Annotated in this window: 21 protein-coding genes; 7 read left to right on the forward strand and 14 right to left on the reverse strand. The window is 53.3% G+C overall.

The genetic code is table 11. The features are described from left to right. Window positions 1–135: 135 nt before the first annotated feature. From clpX to tig, 3 genes are all read right to left on the reverse strand, one after another. A complete protein-coding gene (gene clpX, locus ACFO3I_RS06555; protein WP_377332727.1) occupies window positions 136–1,407 on the reverse strand; it encodes an ATP-dependent protease ATP-binding subunit ClpX in 1,272 nt (423 codons plus the stop codon). A 57-nt stretch (window positions 1,408–1,464) separates the two neighbouring features. Next, the gene (gene clpP, locus ACFO3I_RS06560; protein WP_337840894.1) at window positions 1,465–2,070 is read right to left on the reverse strand and encodes an ATP-dependent Clp endopeptidase proteolytic subunit ClpP; all 606 of its coding nucleotides are present in this window, start codon (window positions 2,068–2,070) and stop codon (window positions 1,465–1,467) included. A 115-nt stretch (window positions 2,071–2,185) separates the two neighbouring features. Continuing rightward, a complete protein-coding gene (tig, locus tag ACFO3I_RS06565) occupies window positions 2,186–3,496 on the reverse strand; it encodes a trigger factor (RefSeq protein ID WP_377332729.1) in 1,311 nt (436 codons plus the stop codon). Between the two features lie 289 nt (window positions 3,497–3,785). Between tig and ACFO3I_RS06570 the strand changes: the two genes are divergently transcribed. From ACFO3I_RS06570 to sugE, 4 genes are all read left to right on the forward strand, one after another. Beyond that, window positions 3,786–4,478 (forward strand): DUF969 domain-containing protein, encoded by a 693-nt coding sequence (locus tag ACFO3I_RS06570; RefSeq protein WP_377332730.1) that lies wholly within the window; start codon window positions 3,786–3,788, stop codon window positions 4,476–4,478. Beyond that, a complete protein-coding gene (locus tag ACFO3I_RS06575) occupies window positions 4,471–5,415 on the forward strand; it encodes a DUF979 domain-containing protein (RefSeq protein ID WP_377332731.1) in 945 nt (314 codons plus the stop codon). The genes ACFO3I_RS06570 and ACFO3I_RS06575 overlap by 8 nt, the downstream gene beginning before the upstream one ends. Then, complete coding sequence (gene pcp / locus ACFO3I_RS06580) at window positions 5,416–6,060, forward strand: pyroglutamyl-peptidase I (RefSeq protein WP_377332732.1); 645 nt, start codon at window positions 5,416–5,418, stop codon at window positions 6,058–6,060. It abuts the gene before it with no gap. Window positions 6,061–6,215: 155 nt separating this feature from the next. Next, the gene (gene sugE / locus ACFO3I_RS06585) at window positions 6,216–6,530 is read left to right on the forward strand and encodes a quaternary ammonium compound efflux SMR transporter SugE (protein WP_377332734.1); all 315 of its coding nucleotides are present in this window, start codon (window positions 6,216–6,218) and stop codon (window positions 6,528–6,530) included. Window positions 6,531–6,574: 44 nt separating this feature from the next. Here sugE and ACFO3I_RS06590 read toward each other — a convergent pair whose 3' ends face one another. Genes ACFO3I_RS06590 through ACFO3I_RS06600 form a run of 3 tightly spaced genes read right to left on the reverse strand, consistent with a single transcriptional unit; the run spans window position 6,575 to window position 8,880 of the window. Next, on the reverse strand, window positions 6,575–8,119 hold the full coding sequence (locus ACFO3I_RS06590; protein WP_377332736.1) for a cation:proton antiporter domain-containing protein: 1,545 nt from the start codon (window positions 8,117–8,119) through the stop codon (window positions 6,575–6,577). Continuing rightward, a complete protein-coding gene (locus ACFO3I_RS06595; RefSeq protein ID WP_377332737.1) occupies window positions 8,120–8,635 on the reverse strand; it encodes an MgtC/SapB family protein in 516 nt (171 codons plus the stop codon). Further along, the gene (locus tag ACFO3I_RS06600) at window positions 8,632–8,880 is read right to left on the reverse strand and encodes a DUF1289 domain-containing protein (protein ID WP_377332739.1); all 249 of its coding nucleotides are present in this window, start codon (window positions 8,878–8,880) and stop codon (window positions 8,632–8,634) included. Before ACFO3I_RS06600 ends, ACFO3I_RS06595 begins: the two co-directional genes overlap by 4 nt. 161 nt (window positions 8,881–9,041) lie before the next feature. Between ACFO3I_RS06600 and ACFO3I_RS06605 the strand changes: the two genes are divergently transcribed. Both ACFO3I_RS06605 and ygiD read left to right on the forward strand, forming a co-directional pair. After that, complete coding sequence (locus ACFO3I_RS06605; protein ID WP_377332741.1) at window positions 9,042–12,215, forward strand: amidohydrolase family protein; 3,174 nt, start codon at window positions 9,042–9,044, stop codon at window positions 12,213–12,215. A gap of 153 nt (window positions 12,216–12,368) precedes the next feature. Further along, the gene (gene ygiD, locus ACFO3I_RS06610) at window positions 12,369–13,139 is read left to right on the forward strand and encodes a 4,5-DOPA-extradiol-dioxygenase (RefSeq protein WP_377332743.1); all 771 of its coding nucleotides are present in this window, start codon (window positions 12,369–12,371) and stop codon (window positions 13,137–13,139) included. 21 nt (window positions 13,140–13,160) lie between these two features. On the opposite strand, the gene ACFO3I_RS06615 is transcribed toward ygiD, so the two are convergent. The 8 genes from ACFO3I_RS06615 to ACFO3I_RS06650 all read right to left on the reverse strand — a co-directional run bounded on the left by ACFO3I_RS06615 (window position 13,161) and on the right by ACFO3I_RS06650 (window position 20,393). Then, complete coding sequence (locus ACFO3I_RS06615; RefSeq protein WP_377332745.1) at window positions 13,161–13,394, reverse strand: hypothetical protein; 234 nt, start codon at window positions 13,392–13,394, stop codon at window positions 13,161–13,163. Next, entirely contained in the window at window positions 13,379–14,014 is a 636-nt protein-coding gene (locus ACFO3I_RS06620; protein WP_377332746.1) for a hypothetical protein, read from the reverse strand. The genes ACFO3I_RS06615 and ACFO3I_RS06620 overlap by 16 nt, the downstream gene beginning before the upstream one ends. Window positions 14,015–14,089: 75 nt before the next feature. After that, window positions 14,090–14,599, reverse strand: coding sequence for a GNAT family N-acetyltransferase (locus ACFO3I_RS06625; RefSeq protein ID WP_377332747.1), 510 nt, complete (start codon window positions 14,597–14,599; stop codon window positions 14,090–14,092). 53 nt (window positions 14,600–14,652) lie between these two features. Further along, window positions 14,653–16,857 carry a YgiQ family radical SAM protein gene (locus tag ACFO3I_RS06630; protein ID WP_377333446.1) on the reverse strand — a complete coding sequence of 735 codons (2,205 nt, stop codon included), beginning with the start codon at window positions 16,855–16,857 and terminating at the stop codon, window positions 14,653–14,655. A gap of 139 nt (window positions 16,858–16,996) precedes the next feature. After that, on the reverse strand, window positions 16,997–17,434 hold the full coding sequence (locus tag ACFO3I_RS06635; protein ID WP_377332749.1) for a DUF6265 family protein: 438 nt from the start codon (window positions 17,432–17,434) through the stop codon (window positions 16,997–16,999). A gap of 100 nt (window positions 17,435–17,534) precedes the next feature. Further along, the gene (locus ACFO3I_RS06640) at window positions 17,535–18,098 is read right to left on the reverse strand and encodes a TMEM165/GDT1 family protein (RefSeq protein ID WP_377332751.1); all 564 of its coding nucleotides are present in this window, start codon (window positions 18,096–18,098) and stop codon (window positions 17,535–17,537) included. A gap of 257 nt (window positions 18,099–18,355) precedes the next feature. Beyond that, window positions 18,356–19,189 (reverse strand): S-formylglutathione hydrolase, encoded by an 834-nt coding sequence (gene fghA, locus ACFO3I_RS06645; protein ID WP_377332752.1) that lies wholly within the window; start codon window positions 19,187–19,189, stop codon window positions 18,356–18,358. Window positions 19,190–19,283: 94 nt separating this feature from the next. Next, window positions 19,284–20,393 (reverse strand): S-(hydroxymethyl)glutathione dehydrogenase/class III alcohol dehydrogenase, encoded by a 1,110-nt coding sequence (locus ACFO3I_RS06650; RefSeq protein WP_465269136.1) that lies wholly within the window; start codon window positions 20,391–20,393, stop codon window positions 19,284–19,286. Between the two features lie 142 nt (window positions 20,394–20,535). Between ACFO3I_RS06650 and ACFO3I_RS06655 the strand changes: the two genes are divergently transcribed. Then, window positions 20,536–21,414, forward strand: a complete 879-nt coding sequence (locus ACFO3I_RS06655; RefSeq protein ID WP_377332754.1) for a LysR family transcriptional regulator — start codon at window positions 20,536–20,538, stop codon at window positions 21,412–21,414. Window positions 21,415–21,578: the final 164 nt, after the last annotated feature.

The following is a 21,578-nucleotide window of genomic DNA, read 5'->3' on the forward strand; positions in this document are numbered from 1 at the left end:
TATTTACTGCAGGGGTGAATTCCCAGTATATGGGGGCACCATTTGGAACTTCAACGAGTTAGTTAAAATTTTGAACCAGCTGAGCACCAAATAGACAAAGCCGGTATACACCGGCTTTGTAAGTGGTAGAACAGCTTATTGGCCTGATGCCTCAGCGGTTTCGTAAATCAGGATAGGCTGAGATTCACCGCGGATCACGGTTTCGTCAATCACCACTTTGCTGACATGTTCCATCGATGGCAATTCATACATGGTGTCGAGCAAGACGTTTTCGACAATAGACCGCAGACCACGGGCACCGGTTTTCCGCTCCATCGCTTTGTTGGCAATAGCTTTGAGTGCATCGTCACGGAACTCCAGTTCTACGCCTTCCATCTGGAACAAGGCGCCAAACTGTTTGATCAGTGCGTTCTTCGGTTCGCTCAGAATTTGCACCAGAGCGTCCATATCCAGCTCAGTCAGCGTCGCCACTACTGGCAGACGACCGATGAACTCAGGGATCAGACCGTACTTCACCAAATCTTCAGGCTCCACATCACGGAAGCTTTCAGTCAGGCTACGGCTGGACTCTTTGCCACGCACTTCTGCACCAAAACCAATACCTGAACCTTTGGCACAGCGCTGCTCGATCACCTTATCCAGGCCAGCGAAAGCACCGCCACAGATAAACAGGATTTTCGAGGTATCCACCTGCAAAAACTCCTGCTGCGGGTGTTTACGGCCGCCCTGAGGCGGTACTGAGGCAATGGTGCCTTCAATCAGCTTCAGTAAGGCTTGCTGCACGCCTTCACCAGACACATCGCGGGTGATGGACGGGTTATCGGACTTGCGTGAAATTTTGTCGATTTCGTCGATGTACACAATACCACGTTGGGCTTTTTCGACATCGTAATCGCATTTTTGCAGCAGCTTCTGGATGATGTTTTCCACATCTTCACCCACATAACCGGCTTCAGTTAAGGTGGTGGCGTCGGCCATAGTAAATGGCACATCCAGCAAACGGGCCAAGGTTTCAGCCAGCAACGTTTTACCGCTGCCGGTCGGGCCAATCAGCAGAATATTGGATTTACCCAGTTCCACGTCGGCTTTCTGTTGCACAGAACGTAAACGCTTGTAGTGGTTATAAACAGCCACGGCCAATACTTTCTTCGCGTGTTCCTGACCAATGACGTAATCGTCCAGGTGGTCGCGGATCTCCCGCGGAACAGGCAGTTTGCTGGCATCACGCTTAGGCGAAATATCTTTAATTTCTTCGCGGATAATGTCATTACACAAATCAACGCATTCATCACAGATATACACCTGCGGGCCTGCAATCAGTTTGCGTACTTCGTGCTGCGACTTACCACAGAAGGAGCAGTACAACAGCTTGCTGCTTTTCTCGCCGTCAGAGCGGTGATCAGACATGGAACTTCCTCTTCAACTGGGGCCTGCACCGCACTGGCTGCACAACCCCGAACTCAATTACTTCGCATCCCTTTGCGTTAATATGGCATCGACCAGGCCATATTCCAAGGCTTGTTGCGCACTTAAGAAGTTATCGCGCTCTGTGTCCTTGATAATTTGTTCGTAACTCTTGCCAGTATGCTCAGCCATCAGACGGTTTAGTTTCTCTTTCACCGTCAGAATTTCACGGGCATGGATTTCAAAATCCGTCGCCTGGCCCTGGAAGCCACCCAGTGGTTGGTGAATCATCACCCGGGCATTTGGCAGAGCATAACGCTTACCTTTGGTACCGCCTGACAATAAGAATGCCCCCATGCTGCAGGCCTGACCGATACAGACAGTCGCCACGTTCGGTTTGATGTATTGCATGGTGTCATAGATAGACAAACCAGCCGTAACCGAACCACCTGGTGAATTGATATAAATGTAGATGTCTTTCTCTGGGTTCTCTGATTCCAGAAACAACAGTTGGGCGACAATCAGGTTGGCCATATGGTCTTCCACCTGACCGGTCAGGAAAATCACCCGTTCTTTCAGTAAGCGGGAGTAAATGTCAAAAGAGCGCTCACCTTTAGCGGTTTGCTCAATAACAATAGGGACCAGCGCGCTGACGATATCACTCATTTTTGGCTCGAATGCCATCATGGTACTTCCTTATGCTGAAGGGCCTCAGAAAAGAAAATGGCCCGAACTTTGATGCTCGAGCCATTAAAACTGTCAGACCAACAGATGTCAAATCTTAGTTTGACGCCTGTGGATTCATGATTTCGTCGAACTTGGCTTTCTGTTCAGTCACTTTGGCTTTTTCCAGAACCAGGTCAATTGCCTGCTCTTCTAAAGCCACGTTGCGCATACCTTGCAGCAGCTCTTTATTGCTGTTGTAGTACTGCACAACTTCTTGTGGGTCTTCATAGGCAGAAGCCACAGTTTCGATCAGCGCCTGAACGCGGGCATCATCAACCTGCAGGTTGTTTGCTTTGATCACTTCGCCCAGTAACAGGCCGACTTTCACGCGGTCTTTGGCTTGCTCAGCAAACAGAGAGGCTGGCAGTTCTGGCAGGTTTTTCGCGTCCAGATTGTTGCCGAAACGTTGCAGAGCCTGACGACGCAGCACGTCCACTTCACTGTCGATCAGTGCTTGTGGCACGTCAACTTCGTGGTTAGCCAGCAGGCCTTTCACAACCTGGTCTTTTACTTTGGCTTTGATGTTGTTGCTCAGCTCGCGTTCCATGTTTTTCTTCACTTCAGCGCGCAGTGCATCCACTGTTGGTTCAGCCAGGCCGAACAGCGCAGCGAACTCTTCGTTCACTTCTGGCAGCTTTTGCTTCTCAACGCCGTTCACTTTGATAGCGAACGAAGCCGCTTTACCTTTCAGGTTTTCAGCGTGGTAGTCTTCAGGGAACGTCACTTCGATCGTGAATTCGTCACCGCTTTTCTTACCGATGATGCCGTCTTCGAAACCAGGGATCATACGACCCTGACCGATTTCCAGCGTGAAACCAGAGGCTTTACCGCCTTCAAATTCAACACCGTCAATGGAACCGGTGAAGTCCATATTGACGCGGTGACCTTTGGCGATAGCGGCTTTGGTTTTGTCCCATGTGGCGTGTTGCTTACGCAGCGTGTCAATCATTGTGTTCAGATCGGCGTCAGTGATATCAACCACTGGCTTGCTCACTTCCACTTTGTCCAGGTTGTTCAGCTGAACTTCCGGGTACACTTCAAAGGTAGCAACGAATTCTAAATCCTGACCTTCAGCCAATTGCTTAGGAGCAAAAGTCGGAGCGCCGGCTGGCGTCAGTTTGTTCTGGATAATGGCTTGGTAGAAATGGTTTTGCATTTGACGTGAAGCCACGTCTTGCAGCACTGGCAGACCAAACATTTTTTTGATCATTGATACCGGAGCTTTACCAGGACGGAAACCGTCAATACGGCGGGTTTTAGCGATAGTACGTAATTCTTTTTCAACTTCAGCGCTAATTGCCGCAGCCGGGACTGTAATGGTTAAACGGCGTTCTAAACCCTGAGTGGTTTCCACAGAAACTTGCATCTTGTTACCTCAAAATCAAATCAGGCGTTTCATGACGCCATCTTAGTGCTGGTCCGGGAGCCTTCTGTTGACGCGTCATCCAGACCTGTTATACAGGACGCGGCATTATAACGAGGCTTTTTCCCTGCGTCGAGCTTTTGATAAAAACTCAGATTTGGCGCGGCTTAGAAGGCTGATTTTGCTATTTTTTTGCGATAACTTTCCACTATTTTGCCACCCGCTTTACTTGCAGCAGCTTGCGTGCTCGGGGCACACTGCCCCTTCAGTTTTACACCGATAAGAACTATTTATGACCGAACTGGATCTGTGGCCACTCTGTGGCATTTTGTTGCTCGCTGTCGGGCTATTGCTGAAATTCCACCCGCTGCTGGTGGTGATTTTGTCGGCACTGGCGACAGCACTTGCCACCGGCTGGCCCTTGCTACAGTGGCTGGAACAGTTAGGCGACACCTTTTTACGCACCCGCAACCTGCCGTTAATACTGCTGTTACCGCTGGCGGTGATTGGCTTGCTTGAACGCCATGGTCTGCGTTTGCAGGCACAGCGGCTGATAGGCCAGATTAAAGTGGCCACCACAGGCCGTTTATTGCTGGTGTATCTGGCGCTGCGCGAAAGCTCAGCCGCCGCCGGGCTGACCAGTTTAGGCGGGCACCCGCAAATGGTCCGCCCCCTGGTCGCCCCTATGGCGGAAGCCGCCCACCCGGATGGTGCCAAACACCCTGTGGTGCGAGCTAAAATCCGCGCTATGTCCGCGGCAACAGACAATGTGGGCCTGTTTTTTGGCGAAGATATATTTGTCGCCTTTGGCGCCATTATTCTGATGCACACCTTTTTACGCGAGTCCGGTATTGAGACAGACCCGCTGCATATCGCGCTCTGGGGTATTCCCACTGCTGTGGCCGCCTTTTTAATTCATGGCTACCGGCTGGTCCGGTTTGACCGCTACCTGGCGCGACTGCAGCAGGAGCAAAGCCATGATTGATTTGCCCTTGCTGTACCTGATCGTTGGCCTGTTGTTTGCGGTGGTTGCTATTTATGCAGTGCAAGACCGGCGTTTAGCCGCCGCGCTGTTTTGGGGCAGCTATAGCCTGATTTTTCTGGCTGGCGATCTGTTGCCTAAAGCGCTGGTCGGTGCACTGGTGGTGCTGATGAGCGTGATTGGCGGGCTGTCGCTGGTAAAAAGCCGCAGTTACATCCCGTTGTCGGACGAACAGCAATTGACCTCAGTCAACCGGCTTGGGCACAAATTATTTGTGCCGGCGCTGCTCATTCCACTGGGCACTGTGTTTGGTGTTTTGGTGTTGTCTCATGTGCAGATCTTCGACCAGCCGTTGTTGGCTCCTGCCAATCTGACTCTGACAGCACTGGCGGTGGCCGCCACACTGGCGCTCGGTTTTGCGCTTTATTACTGCAAAGAAACTCCCGCACAGGCGCTGTCAGAGTCTTCCCGCTTAATTGAAGCCATGGGCTGGGCCGTGTTGCTGCCTCAGTTATTGGCCACCTTAGGCTTGCTCTTTACTCAGGCTGGAGTCGGTGATTCTGTCGCCGCGTTAAGCCAACGTTATCTGGCGCTGGACCATCCGCTGGCCGCCGTCGCCTGTTATGCCATTGGTATGGCGCTGTTTACCATCATTATGGGCAACGCCTTTGCCGCCTTTCCGGTGATTACCGCAGGTATTGGCATTCCATTGCTGGTGCAGCAGCACGACATTAACCCGGCCATGATGGCCGCCATTGGCATGTTTAGTGGCTATTGCGGTACCCTGCTGACGCCGATGGCCGCTAACTTTAATATAGTGCCGGTGGCACTTTTGGAACTGAAGGACAAACATGCGGTGATTAAAGCGCAGGCGCCAACCGCCTTTGGTTTGTTGCTGACCAATATTGCATTGATGTACGTTTTTTTAAGGTGGTTTTAAATGGCAACAATACTGCTCACTGGCTTTGAACCTTTTGGCGGCGAAAGTGTGAATCCTTCCTGGCAGGCCGTTCAGGCACTGGATGGGGTCAGGCTGGATGACGAAGTGCAAATTCGTGCAGTGCAGCTGCCTTGCTCATTCGCGGCCAGCCTGCAGGTGCTGCAGGAAAACCTTGAGCACTATCACCCCGTATTGGTGCTATGCCTGGGTCAAGCCGGCGGGCGCACTGACCTGAGTTTTGAAAAGGTGGCTATTAATCATATCGACGCCCGCATTGCTGATAACGCAGGTGCGCAACCGATTGATCAACCGGTGATTGCAGGAGGCGCAACCGCTTACTTCAGTACGCTGCCACTCAAAGCCATGGTGGCTAAACTGCAGCAGGCCGGGTTTGCCGCCAGTATTTCCTATACAGCAGGCACCTTTGTCTGCAATCAGGTGTTTTATGGCCTGATGCATCTGCTGCAAAACCAGCACAAGGTGAGGGGTGGCTTTTTACATATTCCTTATTCGCCAGGCCAGGTAAAAGGCAAACAGTTGCCATCCATGCCCCCTGAACTGGTCACAGAAGCATTGAAGCTCTGTCTGCCGGTGGCACTGCAAACTGAACAGGACTGGCTGATCGCCGGTGGCACACTGGACTAAAGCCGTCAGGGCGAATAAAATTCGCCCGCTTCGCTTATCACAGGCCAGACGGGACGACCCGCCTGCGCGTCACAACATCGGGGACGACCCCATTCATTGCGAGTCACAGTCCGTCGCAGAACAGCATCTGCCATGGCGCTCGTTGGAGATACAGCATGAACTGGGTTTTATTAATCATTGCGGGCTTATTGGAAGTCGGTTGGGCTGTGGGCCTGAAATACACTGAAGGGTTCAGTAAGTTCTGGCCTTCCGTCTGGACTTTGCTGGCGATGCTGCTGAGCATCAGTCTGCTTGGTCTGGCGATGCGGGATTTACCTGTAGGTACTGCTTATGCCGTCTGGACCGGCATAGGAGCCGTGGGTACGGTGATTGTCGGAATTTTCTTGCTTGGCGACCCGGCCAGTTGGCCGCGTTTAATCAGTATTACCATGATTTTGCTCGGTATTATTGGGCTTAAACTGTCCAGTTAAGCTGAATGCCATATGGGGAGCCAAAGGCTCCCCTTTGGCTGGAGCTACAGCGTGATATGCTGTCGCACCCGCTCCGCCAGACCCAAACCAGCCTCTGACATCGTCAGGTAGGTGTGATCAGCTCCAGCTGCCATGATTTGCTGCGCTTCGTCACTGTGCATACTGTGCGACACGATCAATCCGGCAAAGCCAGCCTGACGTAGTTTCCGCGTTGCAATCACCTTGGCTTCCACATCATTCAGACACAACACCACAGCACGAATGGCATTGAGCTTCACGCCCTGCCAGAACACCTGGTCTTCTGCATCGGCATAGAGCACGTTTTTACCCAGTTCATGGTGCTGCGCCACTTTCGCCGGGTCCGAGTCCAGCGCCACCAGGTGACACTTGTGTTCCAGGTATTCATAAGCGGCACTGCCGGTGCGACCCATACCCATAATCAGTACTTCGGCGTCGCCCAGCGACACAGGTTGTTCATCCGGGTGATGGCTGTCGCGCTCAAAAGGGATCAGTCGCTGCGCCAGTTTTTCGTAAAGCGGGTGGGCAAAACGGTTCAGTGGCGCCGACACCACAAAAGACAAGGCCACAGTCAGCGCCAATGGGATCAGGAACTGCGGCATCGCCACCGCGACTACAATCAGCGCAAACTCACTGTAATTGCTCAGCACCAGGCCCGATAAAAACGCGCTGCGCGCCCGCAGTTTAAACAGCACCAGCAAACCAAAAAACAGCAAGGCTTTCACGGGCAACAACAAGGTCATCAAGCCAGCAAACATCCAGGCCTGCGGATCCGGCATACCGCCAAGGCCAATCTGCAGGAAAAAGCCAACCAGGAAAAACTCTTTTAACGCCCACAAAGTCTTTGATAACTCGCCCGAGCGGTTATGCCCTGCCAGCAAAGCACCAAACACCAGCGCCCCCAGTTCTGAACTCAAGCCAAGCAAATGAAAACCTGAGCCCCCCACCACCACGGCCAGCATCACGCCAAACAGAATTTGCAGGTCGTCATGGCCCATCAGGTCCATCAGTTTGTAAAGTAGCGGTCTGAGCAGTGGCACCAGCAGCACCAACAAGGCCCAGGCGGACGGCGTAGTGCCCTGCGATAAGCTGAGCAGCGCCATCGCGATCAGGTCCTGCATGACCAAAATACCTATTGCGACCCGGCCGTGAAAGGCGCGGATTTCGCGTTTGTTTTCCAGTACTTTTGCCGCTAACACCGTGCTGGAAAATGCCAGCGCAGAGCCCAGCATCAAAGCATGCATCCAGTCAGGTTCAAAGGCGAGGTAAATCACCGGCGCATAAAACAGTGCCGACAGCGCAAAGTGCGCCAGGCTGCCACCCAGCACTTCAGTTTTCGCCAGGCTGCGGATATTGAGCTTCAGACCCACAGTAAAGAGCAGCAGCAACACGCCCAAATGGGCGACATGGGCAATGATGGCATTGCCTTCTTTCGGCAAATTCAGCTCAGGCCCAGTGGCGGTGATCACAAAGCCGGCAGCCAGATAACCAATTAACGGGGGCAACCCCACCATCCGAACCAGTAATCCAAGACTAAAGGCAAAGCCTATCCATACAGCCTCAAGTAACATTTATTTTCCTTTGTCCAGTACGTCTTTGTTTTTATCGCTTGCGCGTTCGACCCAATCTTTTGAGGTACGATGCACACCACGGCGCAGTGCAGAGCTGGCATCTTCCAGTAAATTCACGCCGGTCAGAATACCGACCACCAGCACCGACAGCCAAATGGCCGTGTGGTAATAGCCGATGCCAGCCGCCACACCAATGGCCGCCAGCATCCAGATAGTCGCCGCCGACGTGACGCCAACCACCAGGCCGTCGCGGGTTAACATGACGCCTGCGCCTAAAAAGCCGATGCCAGTTACCACCTGACCAATGATCCGGCTAGGGTCCATGAGCGCTGTCTGCAGTGACAAACTCAGGGCAACAAATAAATAGGTGCCCAAAGTGATCAGAATAGAAGTGCGAATGCCCGCTGGCTTGCCACGCAGTTGTCGTTCAAGCCCAACCACAGTGCCACACAACAGGGTACAGCCTACCCCAGCCCAACTCAGTGGACTGATATCAAACCAGGCCTGCCAATTCATTGCTGCACTCCTTGCTGTTGCTGCCGGTTGCGTTCACGCGCGGCAAGCCACTCGTCTTGCGTCATCGCACTTTGCTGTAACGGCGGCTGCCAGCTGGCTTTGCGCTGAGCAATATTGGCGGCAATTTGTTGGTACTGCTGTGCTGTTTTTTTACGCCAGTCGACAATCTCATCCATATGCCGGTAACAACCGACACAGACTTTTTCTTCATTCAGACGGCAACAAGCCACACAAGGCGACTCCATACTGCGCTCCGTTTAATTCTATCTTGTTGCAGTGTAATCAGTTTTTGTTCCAGACCAAAGTTTTTGCTGTTAGTCAGCTGTGGTTGTCAATTGGTCTGCTTTGCTTTACCGGGCCGGCTAGTTGTGGCAGTTTGAGCGCACAAACAACAAGGAACACTGCCATGAAAAACTATAACTACAGCCTGCTGGCGCTGGCTTTATCCGCCAGTTTCGTCACCCTGGCCGACGACAAAACGCCAGCCTGGTCAGTCGACAAGCCGATAGGGAAATTTGAAGACATCAAAATTGACGTGCAAAGCGGCACCTGGATGAACGTCAGCGTCAGCCCGGACGGCAAAACCATTGCCTTTGATTTACTGGGCGACATTTACACCATGCCGATTAGCGGCGGCAAAGCCAAGCTACTGACCTCCGACATTGCCTGGCAAATGCAACCTGTGTTCAGCCCGGACGGCAAGCATATAGCGTTTACCAGCGACCAGGGGGGCGGTGACAATATTTGGGTGATGAACACCGATGGCTCCAATCAAACGGCGGTCACCAAAGAAACCTTCCGCCTGCTGAACAGCCCGGCCTGGAGCCCGGACAGTGAGTTTATCGTTGCCCGCAAACACTTTACCAACACCCGCTCTTTAGGCGCAGGCGAAGTCTGGCAATACCACAAAACCGGCGGTGCTGGCATGATGCTGACCGCCAAGGCCAATGACGAAAAAGATCTGGGCGAACCGGCGTTTTCGCCGGATGGTAAATACATTTATTTTTCGCAGGACGACACCCCAGGCAAAACCTTCCATTACAGCAAAGACTCCGAACAGGGCATTTACGTGATCAAGCGCTTCGAGCGCGAGACCGGTAATATCGAGGTGCTGTTAAGCGGTGCCGGTGGAGCCATCCGGCCTACCCCGTCACCGGATGGTAAATACCTGGCTTATATCCGCCGCGTCGACTTCCAGAGCACGCTGTTTTTGTACAACCTGGAAACCGGCGAGCAGACCAAACTGGACGATAAGCTTGACCGCGACATGCAGGAAACCTGGGCTATTCATGGCGTCTACCCGACTATCGGCTGGACACCGGACAACCAGAGTCTGGTGTACTGGGCTGGCGGCAAAATCAACAAATTTAATCTCAAAGAAAAAAGCCGCAGCGAGATCCCATTCCATATTGAACGGACCAAAAAAATTCAAACCGCACAACGGGTGAAACAGGACATCAACCCAGACCAGCTGGATGTGAAAATGCTGGGCAATGTGCAGGTATCACCAGACGGCAACACCGCTGTGTATTCGGCGCTGGGCCACCTGTACACCAAACAGTTGCCTTCTGGCACACCACGGCGTTTAACCAGCCAGACTGACCACTTTGAGTTTTATCCGCAGTTCTCCCGCGACGGCAAACAGCTGGTGTATGTCAGCTGGCACGACGATAAACAAGGAGCCGTGCATTTACTGGATCTGGCCACAGGCCAGCAACGCGTGCTGACACCTGAACCAGGTAAATACGTCGAGCCGACCCTAAGCCCGGACGGCCGCACTGTGGTGTACCGCAAGTCAGGTGCAGGTTCGTTGTTATCCAAACAGTATTCCCGCGATACCGGCCTGTATGCGGTGCCGGTCAGCGGCGCACAACCGCCCAAACTGATTGCCCGCAATGGTTTTGCGCCAATGTTTGGCAAAGACAACGAGCGCGTTTTTGCCCAGGACTACGGTCAGTCCCCGGTGCTACTGAGTATCGATCTGGCGACAGAGCAGCAACGCACCTTATACAGTGCTAAATACGGCACCGAATTTAAGCTATCACCGGACGGCAAGTACCTGGCCTTTATCGACCGCTTTAAAGTCTATGTCACGCCATTTGCTGAACGCGGTGCCGTGCTTGATATCAGCGGCAGCGATACCCAGTTCCCGGTCAAGCAGTTGTCGGTCAAAGCCGGTAGCGACATCAGCTGGACAGCCGACAGCGCCAGCCTGTACTGGCATTTAGGCCCTGAGTTGTATCACAGCTCCATTGCCGGTCTGTTCGATGTCGGCAGCAAAGTGAAAATTGCCGCCAAAAATGGCGCCAAGTTAGGCTTTGATGTGCCAATGGCCACACCAACAGGCACTGTCGCTTTTGTTGGTGGTCAGGTGATTACTATGGAAGGCGACGAGGTTCTGCAAGACGCTGTGGTGCTGGTGGAAGGTAACCTGATTAAAGCAGTAGGCAGCAAAGCCGATGTGCAAATTCCGTCAGACGCCAAAGTTATCGATATCAGCGGTAAAACCCTGATGCCAGGCTTGTTTGATGCACACGCGCACGGCCCGCAAGGGGTGAACCAACTGATCCCGCAGCGTAACTATGTCAATTACGCCAGTCTGGCACTCGGGGTTACCAGCATTCATGACCCGTCAAACGACACTCAGGAAATTTTTACGGCCAGCGAACTGCAAAAAGCCGGCCTGAGCATTGGCCCACGTATCTTCAGTACAGGCACTATTTTGTATGGCGCTTACGGTGCCGGTTACACCTCGCATGTCGACAGTCTGGATGATGCCAAATTCCATATGGAACGGCTGAAAAAAGTCGGCGCCTTTTCGGTCAAAAGCTATAACCAGCCAAGACGTGAGCAGCGTCAGCAAATTATTGAAGCCGCCCGCGAACTGGACATGATGGTGGTGCCCGAAGGTGGCTCACTGATGCAGCACAACCTGAGCATGGCGGTGGACGGCCACACCACGCTGGAACACTCGCTGGCCGCAGCCGTGTTGTACGATGACGTCAAACAACTGTGGTCACAAACCAAAACTGCCTACACCCCTACCCTGATCGTGGCGTACGGCGGCATTTTTGGCGAAAACTACTGGTACGACAAAACCGATGTGTGGAAACACCCACGCCTGAGCAAGTTTGTTCCGGCGGACGAGCTGCGGGCCCGCAGTATGCGCCGGCCAAAAGCACCGGATCATCATTACAACCACGTTGCGATTTCAAAAATGGCCAAAGAGTTGAATGATTTAGGGGTGGTGACCAATATGGGCGCACACGGTCAACGTGAAAGCTTAGGTGCACACTGGGAGATCTGGATGTTCGCGCAAGGGGGCATGAGCCCACTGCAGGCGCTGAAAACAGCCACCATCAATCCGGCGAAAACCTTTGGAATGGACCAGCAGTTGGGCTCGATTAAAGCCGGCAAGCTGGCGGACTTAATCATACTGGACGCCGACCCGCTGAAAAATATCCGTGATACCGACAAGGTGAAGTACAGTATGGTCAACGGCCGTCTGTTTGACGCCGAAACCATGGATGAGCTGCACCCACAACAGGTGCACAATCAGCCGTTTTTCTTCCAGCGCTGAGCCTGGACTCGCAGGCCTGCATTGCAGGCCTGCTTGCTCTTTTAATCACCTAAACGTTCTACTAAGTTGAACGGATATCACACAATTTAGCAATATTCTTTCCAATAAATGCCACCTAAACTGCCAGCAGTGACTTTACCAGACGAGGTACGAATGTCTTTACCCCTGATATTTTTCGGCCATGGCAGCCCGATGAATGCGTTGGAGTCCAGCTCATTAACCCAAGGCTGGGCCCAACAAATTCCTGCCAAGCCGCCACGCGCTATTCTGATGATCTCGGCCCACTGGTATACCCAGGGCAGCGCGGTCACCGCGCAGGTCGCGCCTGCGACCGTGCATGACTTTTTTGGCTTTCCACCGGCCCTGCACCAGTTTAATTACCCGGCACCGGGTGACCCGGCACTGGCCAACCAGATTGCCAGCCTGCTCGCCCCTCAGCCAGTACGACTAAGTACGGATTGGGGACTGGACCACGGCACCTGGTCGGTGTTGACCCATTTGTATCCGGACGCCTCAGTGCCTGTGGTGCAATTGAGTCTGGATGCCAGTTTAAGCCCACAACAACACCTGCAGCTCGCCAGTCGCTTACGGCCACTGCGCGATGAAGGCGTGTTGATTGTAGCGTCTGGCAATCTGGTGCATAACCTGAGGTTGCTGCGCTGGCACAGTGAGAAGGTACCTGACTGGGCCAGAGATTTCCTGACACCAGTGCGACAATGGATAGAACAAGGGCAATTTGACCAGGTGGCTAACTACAGTCAGTTGGGTGAAGCCGCGCAACTGTCAGTTCCGCATCCGGATCACTTTCTGCCTTTGTTGTATGTGTTAGGTGCCAGTACAGCCGCCGACAAACTGAGTTGGTTTAACGACCAGTTCGAACATGAAGCGCTGTCGATGTTGTCATTACGTTTTGATGCGGCTTAAGGCCTCAACCGCAGTTTAATGTCAGTTTTTATACTGCTGTTTTTGCTGCTCGGCATCTGTGATCAGCTGAGCCAGCGCCGCCCCGGTCAGTTGATGCTGATGCATCAGCTGACGCATTTCAGGCGACAATTCAGCGCTGCTGTGGGAGGCAGATGGTAACTTCAGCTGGCGACTGAACGTCAGGGCATAGTCGGCCACTGCGGCAATCAGGTAAGCGGCAATTATCAGCGCCGGGTATTTCAGTTTTTGTACCATTGCAGTACCTCCTGCTCCCAAACCGCCCGCTCAGCCGGTTGTAAACTGGCAGCCACAGCGCCAGCAAATTTATAGTCTTTATTCGCTTTTAAATGCAGCAGCACAGCACCGGGTTCAGTTTCCATATCCTGGTACTCCAGCTCTGCCGCTTTTAACACTTTGGCAAACTGCAAGATTTTTGCAGTAAATTCGTTGCCCATAGGCACAGGCGCCATTAAACGCACCTGACACAAGGTATTGCGGCATTCACTGGCCAAAATTCGCAGTTCGTTGTTGCTGGTGGAGACGGCCAGATGTGCCAGCAGGTATTCGGTCGCTTCAGCCCAACCTTCATCCCGTTCCTGCCGTTCCCAGGGCGCAAAACGTTCACGCAGCTCTTTTTCCTGGCGCACTAAAGCGCGCAGATTGATAAAAGCGTCCAGTACAACGGCGGCTTGTGGGTTGGCTTTTTCAAAACGCTGCGCCTGGCTCAGCTGGGAGCTGGTCATAGGTTCCGGCAGAAGCCAAAAGCTCAACCAGGGTTTGGCCTGATACAGCATCACCCCAAGCACGACAGCAGCCCCATAAGACAGCCAGCGCACGGCAGCAGATTGCAGTAATAAGTGAAGCTGAGCTTTCATACAGACTCCGGAACAAAAGGCCGCAAAGTGTAACAGAGGGCAACAGGTGACTAAAGGGCGGCGGCACCGACTTTGTTAAATTTGTTTACACCAGAGTTCGGTGTCCTGCTCCAACAAGGAATACTGAATGGACTGTTGAAACTGGAACCCCAGCTTAGCCACCACAGCTTTGGAGCCGTGGTTCTGCGGGTGGATTAAGGCAACCAGTTCATGCAGCCCCAGTTGCTGCGCCCAGCCAAGCACGGCCAGACCGGCTTCGGTGGCCAGCCCTTGCCCCCAGAATTCTGGCAACAGCCGGTAACCCAATTCTGATTGCTGAATTTCAGTAATAAATTTAATGCCACTAAAGCCAATTAAACGCCCGGAATCCCTATGAATAAGTGCCAGACGACCGTAGCCGTAAATCCGATAGTCACGTAGTGGATGGTCATGCAAATACTGCTGCACTTGCTGCACCGACTGAACCTGTTGGTTGCCAACGTAACGCACCACCTCTGGCAACGCCATCAGAGGAAAAAACGCTTCGGCATCGTCCAGCGTAAAAGGCCTTAACAACAGTCGTTCGGTGTGTAAAGTGACAGGCATATCCTTCTCCTGTGCAGGTCACTGCAGCCAGCCGGAAAACGACTGGCTGTCGGTTAACCCGGCCGTTTTTTCTGGAACGAGGCTTTGCCGCTGGATTTTTTCACCTGGGCCGCCGCCTTTTTCGCCGGGTTCTGTCCGGTATGACGGGTCAGCGCAGGTTGGCCTGGTGTGCGTGGCAGTTTAGGGCCTTTGAGCAGTTTGGCTTCTTGCTTCTCGTCAGGCACCAGGCAACCTTTGCCGGTACCTATCAGGTGTTTCATGCCCATTTTCAGCAAGGCTTCACGAATAAGCGTCCAGCCTTTGGGGTCATGGTAACGCAGTAAGGCCTTGTGCAGACGGCGCTGACGTTCACCTTTAGGCACCGCCACCTGTTCCGTATTGCCCTTAATGTTTTTCAGCGAATTCAGCTCGGTATGGTAAATAGTGGTCGCATTGGCCATTGGGCTTGGGTAGAAGTTCTGCACCTGGTCCAGGCGGAAATCCCGTTCTTTCAGCCAGAGCGCCAGATTGATCATGTCCAGATCGGTGGTGCCCGGGTGCGCCGAAATAAAATACGGGATCAGGTACTGCTCTTTACCGGCTTCTTTACTGAAGCGGTCGAACATCTCTTTAAATTTGTCGTACGCGCCCATGCCCGGCTTCATCATCTTCGACAATGGGCCTTCTTCGGTATGCTCAGGGGCAATCTTCAGATAACCACCGACATGGTGCTGCACCAGCTCTTTCACATAATTCGGGTCTTCCACCGCCAGGTCGTAACGCACACCGGACGCCACCAGAATTTTCTTCACGCCTTTGAGCTTACGGGCCGCGCGGTACAGCTGCACTGTCGGGCTCTGGTCGGTGTCCATATGCTCACAAATGGTTGGATAAACACAGGACGGCCGGCGGCAGGTTTGCTCCGCTTTCGGGTTTTTACAGCGTAATTTGTACATATTGGCGGTCGGGCCGCCCAAATCGGAAATGACGCCGGTAAAGCCCGGCACCTTGTCACGAATCGCTTCAATTTCCTGCAGAATAGATTCTTGCGAACGACTCTGAATAATACGGCCTTCGTGTTCGGTAATAGAGCAAAACGAACAGCCGCCAAAGCAGCCACGCATGATATTGACCGAGGTTTTGATCATGTCGTAGGCCGGGATCTTCGCCTTGCCATACACAGGGTGCGGCACGCGCTGGTACGGCAGGCCAAACACGCCGTCCATTTCTTCGGTGGTCAGCGGAAACGCCGGCGGGTTGATCCATAAATGGCGATCACCATGGCGCTGCATAATAGCGCGGGCACAGCCCGGGTTGGTTTCCTGGTGCAATATACGCGAGGCATGTGCGTACAAGGCTTTGTTCACACTGACCTGCTCAAAGGCCGGCAGTTTGACGTAAGTTTTTTCCCATGGCTTTTGCCGTGGTGCCTGTACCATCACTGGTTTGGCTTCAACTGGCTGCGGCTGGGTTAAATCAATACCCTGCTTGGCAAATTCAGAAAAGCTGCCACAGCCAACATCGTCCGCCCCATAAGGGTTTGGAATAGGGTCAATTTTGCCGACTTTGTCGATGGCGGTAGAATCCATACCACGCCATTCCGGCATCGCTTCTTTGCGGATCACCGCAGTGCCACGAATGCCTTGCAGTTCGGCCACCGGCTCACCAGCGGCCAGACGGTGCGCCACTTCAATCAGCGGGCGCTCGGCATTGCCGTAAATCAGCAACTCGGCTTTGGCATCAAATAAAATGGAGCGGCGGACTTTTTCCTGCCAGTAGTCATAATGGGCAATGCGGCGCAGGCTGGCTTCAATACCGCCGATAATCACCGGCACTTCTTTGTAGGCTTCTTTGCAGCGCTGCGAATACACAATCACCGCGCGGTCTGGCCGCTTGCCGCCTTCGTTACCCGGCGTGTAGGCATCGTCGTGGCGCAGCTTTTTATCCGCTGTGTAGCGGTTAATCATTGAATCCATATTGCCGGCGGACACACCAAAGAACAGATTGGGTTTGCCCAGACGCATAAAGTCGTCTTTGCTGTTCCAGTCCGGCTGCGCAATGATACCAACCCGAAAGCCCTGACTTTCCAGCATCCGGCCCACCACGGCCATACCAAAACTCGGGTGGTCGACATAGGCATCGCCCACCACCAGGATCACGTCACAGCTGTCCCAGCCAAGTTTGTCCATCTCGGCGCGGCTCATGGGTAAAAACGGCGCCGGGCCAAAACATTCGGCCCAGTATTTCGGGTACGAGAATAACCCACGTTCGGCTTGCATCCGGGCAACCGGGGCTGAAGGACGAAGTTTTTCAGTGGTGTTAAGCATAGGGTTCTCGTATCTGCTGTGCGTGCTCAGAAAATGGCCGCGCATTATACCTGCAACACCCCGGCTTGCCTAATGCCAGAGGGTGTTTTTGTTATTGCCGTACAAAGTTCAGACTAAAGCCTTCGGCCAAACCGTCGCTGACCTTCACCAGCAGCTGTTTGGGCCCTTGCAGCTGGTATTCAATTTTCTTTGGAAAATCATGCGCCTGGTTTTCAAATACAAAGTGGTTTTGCTCGCAGTGCGTCAGCTTAAAGGCGACAGGCAAACTATTGTGTGGCACCTTCGCCAAGTAAAACACCTCACCCTGCATCTGCACTAAACGGAGCTCTTCGGTGCTTTGCAGCTCACCTTTGGCGTTTTTGTGTTGGCCCCAGCCTTCCATACTGTGATGCGACAACCGCAGCCAACGTTCGCTGATCTGCTGTTCGCCTTGCTGTGCCAGCCAGTTGCCCGCCAGGACGCTGACGTGCTGCAAGTTGCAGTCTGCCAGTGCCAGCGTAGGAATAAAAAATAACAGGCCTAATTTCATTGGGGTCTCCTGCTTGATCTGCCCACAGCATAAGCAAGAGTCTGAGTCAGTGCCAGCCCTGGATCAGGCTGACACCGACACGGCAAGCCACAATGGTGGGTTAGCCGTACATCACGATAGTGGCGACACCAATGAACATAAATACCGCACAAGCGGCACGGCGCGCCCAGTCGAGCGAAATTTTCTCCAGCAACCAGCTACCTGCATACACCACAGGCACATTGGCCGCCAGCATGCCAAGCGTAGTACCCAGAATAACCATGCTGGTGGCGTCATAGGTAGCGGCTAACAACACTGTGGCAATTTGGGTTTTATCGCCAATTTCAGCCAGGAAAAACAGCACTGTACTGGCGACAAAAGCGCCGTACTTCAGTACGCTGTTGTCGTCGCTGTCGTCTTTATCCGGGATCAGCAGCCATAAAGCCACCGCAATAAATGAGCCCCCCAGCAACCAACCATGCCAGCCTGTTGGAATAAACTGAGCCACCCAGGCACCAAACCAGGCAGACGCCGCGTGGTTTAATAAGGTTGCCAGCAGAATACCGGCGATAATAGCGGTTTTGGAGCGAAAACGCGCCGCCAGAAATAACGATAAGAGTTGAGTTTTGTCACCGATTTCGGCCAGAGCGACCGCGGAAAACGAAGAGAAAAAAGCTTCCATCATGGTTGTGAACCTGCACCGGCGGGACATTCAACATAAGACAACAATCCGACGCCCGCCTGGGATCAGAATGCTGTCTTAGGTCTCATCAATCAGCAGCAACTGCATTCGCTGTGACGTCACTGCCATATGCGTGAGGCATAAGTCTGTTGACAGTGCCGCTTTGTGGCTGGTTTGAACCGCAAAGCAGATTACTCCCCCAAGAGCGCGGGCATTCTAGCCGCGCTGTTGGGGCAAACACAAGGCTTTTTTAGCCCGATTCAACCAGCAAGGTGGCGGGCGTGAAAGCGTAAATGCTCTTCAATAAAGCTGCTGATAAAGTAATAACTGTGGTCATAACCCGGTTGCATGCGGATTTGCGCGCCGCTTTGGCTATGCTGGTTTGCGTCTTGCAACGCCTGTGTGCGCAGCTGTGCCGGATAGAACTGGTCCGCTTCGCCCTGGTCCACCAGAATAGGCAAGGTCGTCTGGGTTTTGGCCAGCAGGTAAGCCGCGTCGTACTGCAACCACTGTGCTTTGTCGTTGCCCAGGTACGCGCTAAAGGCCTTACGGCCCCAGTCGCATTCGGTCGGCTGGCAAATTGGCGAAAAGGCCGACACTGAGCTGTACCCGCCTTCACGCAGAGCAATCACCAAAGCGCCATGGCCGCCCATCGAGTGACCGGAGATCGCCTTGCGGCCATTGGCCGGCAAATGCGCATTCACCAGTGCCGGTAATTCCTGACTGATGTAGTCGTACATCCGGTAATGGGCTGCCCAAGGGGTTTCAGTGGCATTGACATAAAAACCAGCCCCTTTACCTAAGTCGTAGGCCGGGTCATCCGCCACCAGGTCACCGCGAGGGCTGGTGTCCGGGATCACCAGCATCAGGCCAAGCTCAGCGGCAATACGCTGGGCACCGGCTTTGACAGAGAAGTTTTCGTCTGTACAGGTTAAACCCGACAGCCAGTACAGCACAGGAACCTTGCCCTTGGCTGCTTGCGGTGGCAAATACACCGAAAACTGCATCACACAGTTCAGGCTATTGGAATGATGTTCATAGCGGCGCTGAAGTCCACCGAATAACTTGTGCTCGGCCAGTTGAATTAACGGCATCACGTTCTCCCTGAAATGCAGACAGCCGGCCTGATGCCAGCTGTGTTACCTGTTAGTCAGGCTCCAGTCAGGCTGGAGCCTTGTTCGTCGACCATCAGAAATGAATAACGGTACGAATTGACTTGCCTTCATGCATTAAATCAAAGGCTTCGTTAATTTGCTCCAGCGGCATGGTGTGCGTAATAAAGGTGTCCAGTTCAAACTCACCTTTTAAATAGCGTTCCACGTAATCTGGCAGCTCGGTGCGGCCTTTGACGCCACCAAAAGCCGTACCACGCCATACGCGGCCCGTCACCAGCTGGAACGGACGGGTTGAAATTTCAGCACCAGCTGGCGCTACGCCAATAATCACCGACTCACCCCAGCCTTTATGGCAACACTCTAAGGCAGAGCGCATCACATTGACGTTACCAATACATTCAAAGGAGAAATCCACGCCACCGTCGGTCATTTCGACAATCACGTCCTGAATTGGCTTGTCGTAGTTTTTCGGGTTGATCACGTCGGTCGCACCCAGCTGACGGGCAATATCAAACTTCGACTCGTTGATATCAATGGCAATAATCCGGCTGGCTTTGGCCATCACCGCACCAATAATAGCCGACAGGCCGATGCCGCCTAAACCAAACACCGCGACTGTGTCGCCTTCTTTCACTTTGGCCGTGTTCATCACGGCGCCCATGCCAGTGGTGACGCCGCAGCCCAATAAACACACTTTTTCCAGCGGCGCCGCTTTGTTGATTTTCGCCAGCGAAATTTCTGGCAGTACTGTGTACTCAGAGAAGGTCGAGGTACCCATGTAGTGGTAAATCGGCTGACCGTCTTTGGAGAAACGGGTGGTGCCGTCAGGCATCAGGCCCTGGCCCTGGGTGGCGCGAATGGCCTGACACAGGTTGGTTTTGCCCGATAAACAGAACTTACATTTGCCGCATTCCGGCGTGTACAGCGGGATCACGTGGTCACCAACCGCCACGCTGGTCACGCCCTCGCCCACGGCTTCAACAATACCGCCGCCTTCATGGCCTAAAATGCAGGGGAATTTGCCTTCAGAATCCTGACCGGACAAAGTGTAGGCGTCGGTATGGCAAACACCGGTCGCAACAATACGCACCAGCACTTCACCTTTTTGTGGTGGCATTAAATCCACCTCTTCAATTTTTAATGGCTGACCTGGGCCCCAGGCCACAGCTGCGCGGGTTTTGATCATTTGCATTGTCTGTTCCTTTTGTAAAAGCGACTTCAACTATAGCGCTATTGTAATTTTTTCCAATTCAATGATAATCCGGCAAAAATACAAATGAGTTTTGCATAAATGAAAGAGTGGCTTGAATGAAAGAGTGGCTGGAATGAAAGAGTGGCAGGGTGTCAGCGAATTTGTAGCCGTCGCAGAACAAGGTAGTTTCTCTGCGGCTGCCCGCAGCTTAGGCATTTCCGTTGCCCAGGTCAGCCGCACCATAGACCAACTGGAGCAGCGGCTCAACATCAAGCTGGTCCAACGCACCACCCGTCAGGTTCGGCTAACCGACAATGGCCAGCTGTATTACCAGCAATGCCGGCCTCTGGTGTTTGGCTTGCAGCAGGCCAACCAGTTGCTGCAAAGCCTGCAGCACGAACCCAGCGGCCCAGTCCGACTGACCGCGCCGGTTTATTATGGCGAAACTTTGATTGCGCCCTTATTGCACGAGTTTTTATTGCGCCACCCCAAGCTGCAGCTGGATTTGGTGTTAACCAATGACCAGCTGGATTTAGTCAAAGGTGGTTTCGACGCAGCCATCCGGCTCGGCCAGTTAACCGACTCCAGCCTGCAGGCCAGAAAACTCGGCAGCAGGCGCTTATTTCTGGCGGCAAGCCCAACCTATTTGCAACAGCACGGCACCCCGCAAAACCTGAACGAGCTGCAGCACCATCAGTGTCTGGTCGGTTCGCTGGAAGTCTGGCGTTTTGAGCAGCAAGGTCAAAAGCTGCAAATCCGGCCGCAGCCTTATTTAAAGTGCAACAGTGGCGTGGCGCTGACCGACGCCTGCATAAAAGGCCTTGGCATTACGCAGCTGCCCGACTATTACCTGAAACCTTTCCTCGATTCTGGCCAGCTGTTGTCATTATTGCCGGACTACCAGCCAACCGACGACGGCATTTGGGCACTGTACCCACTGACCCGCCACTTACCTTTAAAAGTGCGGCTGTTGCTGGATTACCTGCAACAACAGCTGGCTGACGCCCATTGATCCAACACAACTCAGTACTGGCGTAGCATGCTGCGCCATTGTTCTGCTCGCCATTTTCCTGCTCGCCATTTTATGGCTCACCTCACCTGGGCTCAGGCCCCTACAAATCATTAACAATGCCTACGCTTGGCGTCATAAAAAACCGCTATACTGCCGCCTTCGCT

Source organism: Rheinheimera marina, assembly GCF_042654345.1.
GTDB lineage: Bacteria > Pseudomonadota > Gammaproteobacteria > Enterobacterales > Alteromonadaceae > Pararheinheimera > Pararheinheimera marina.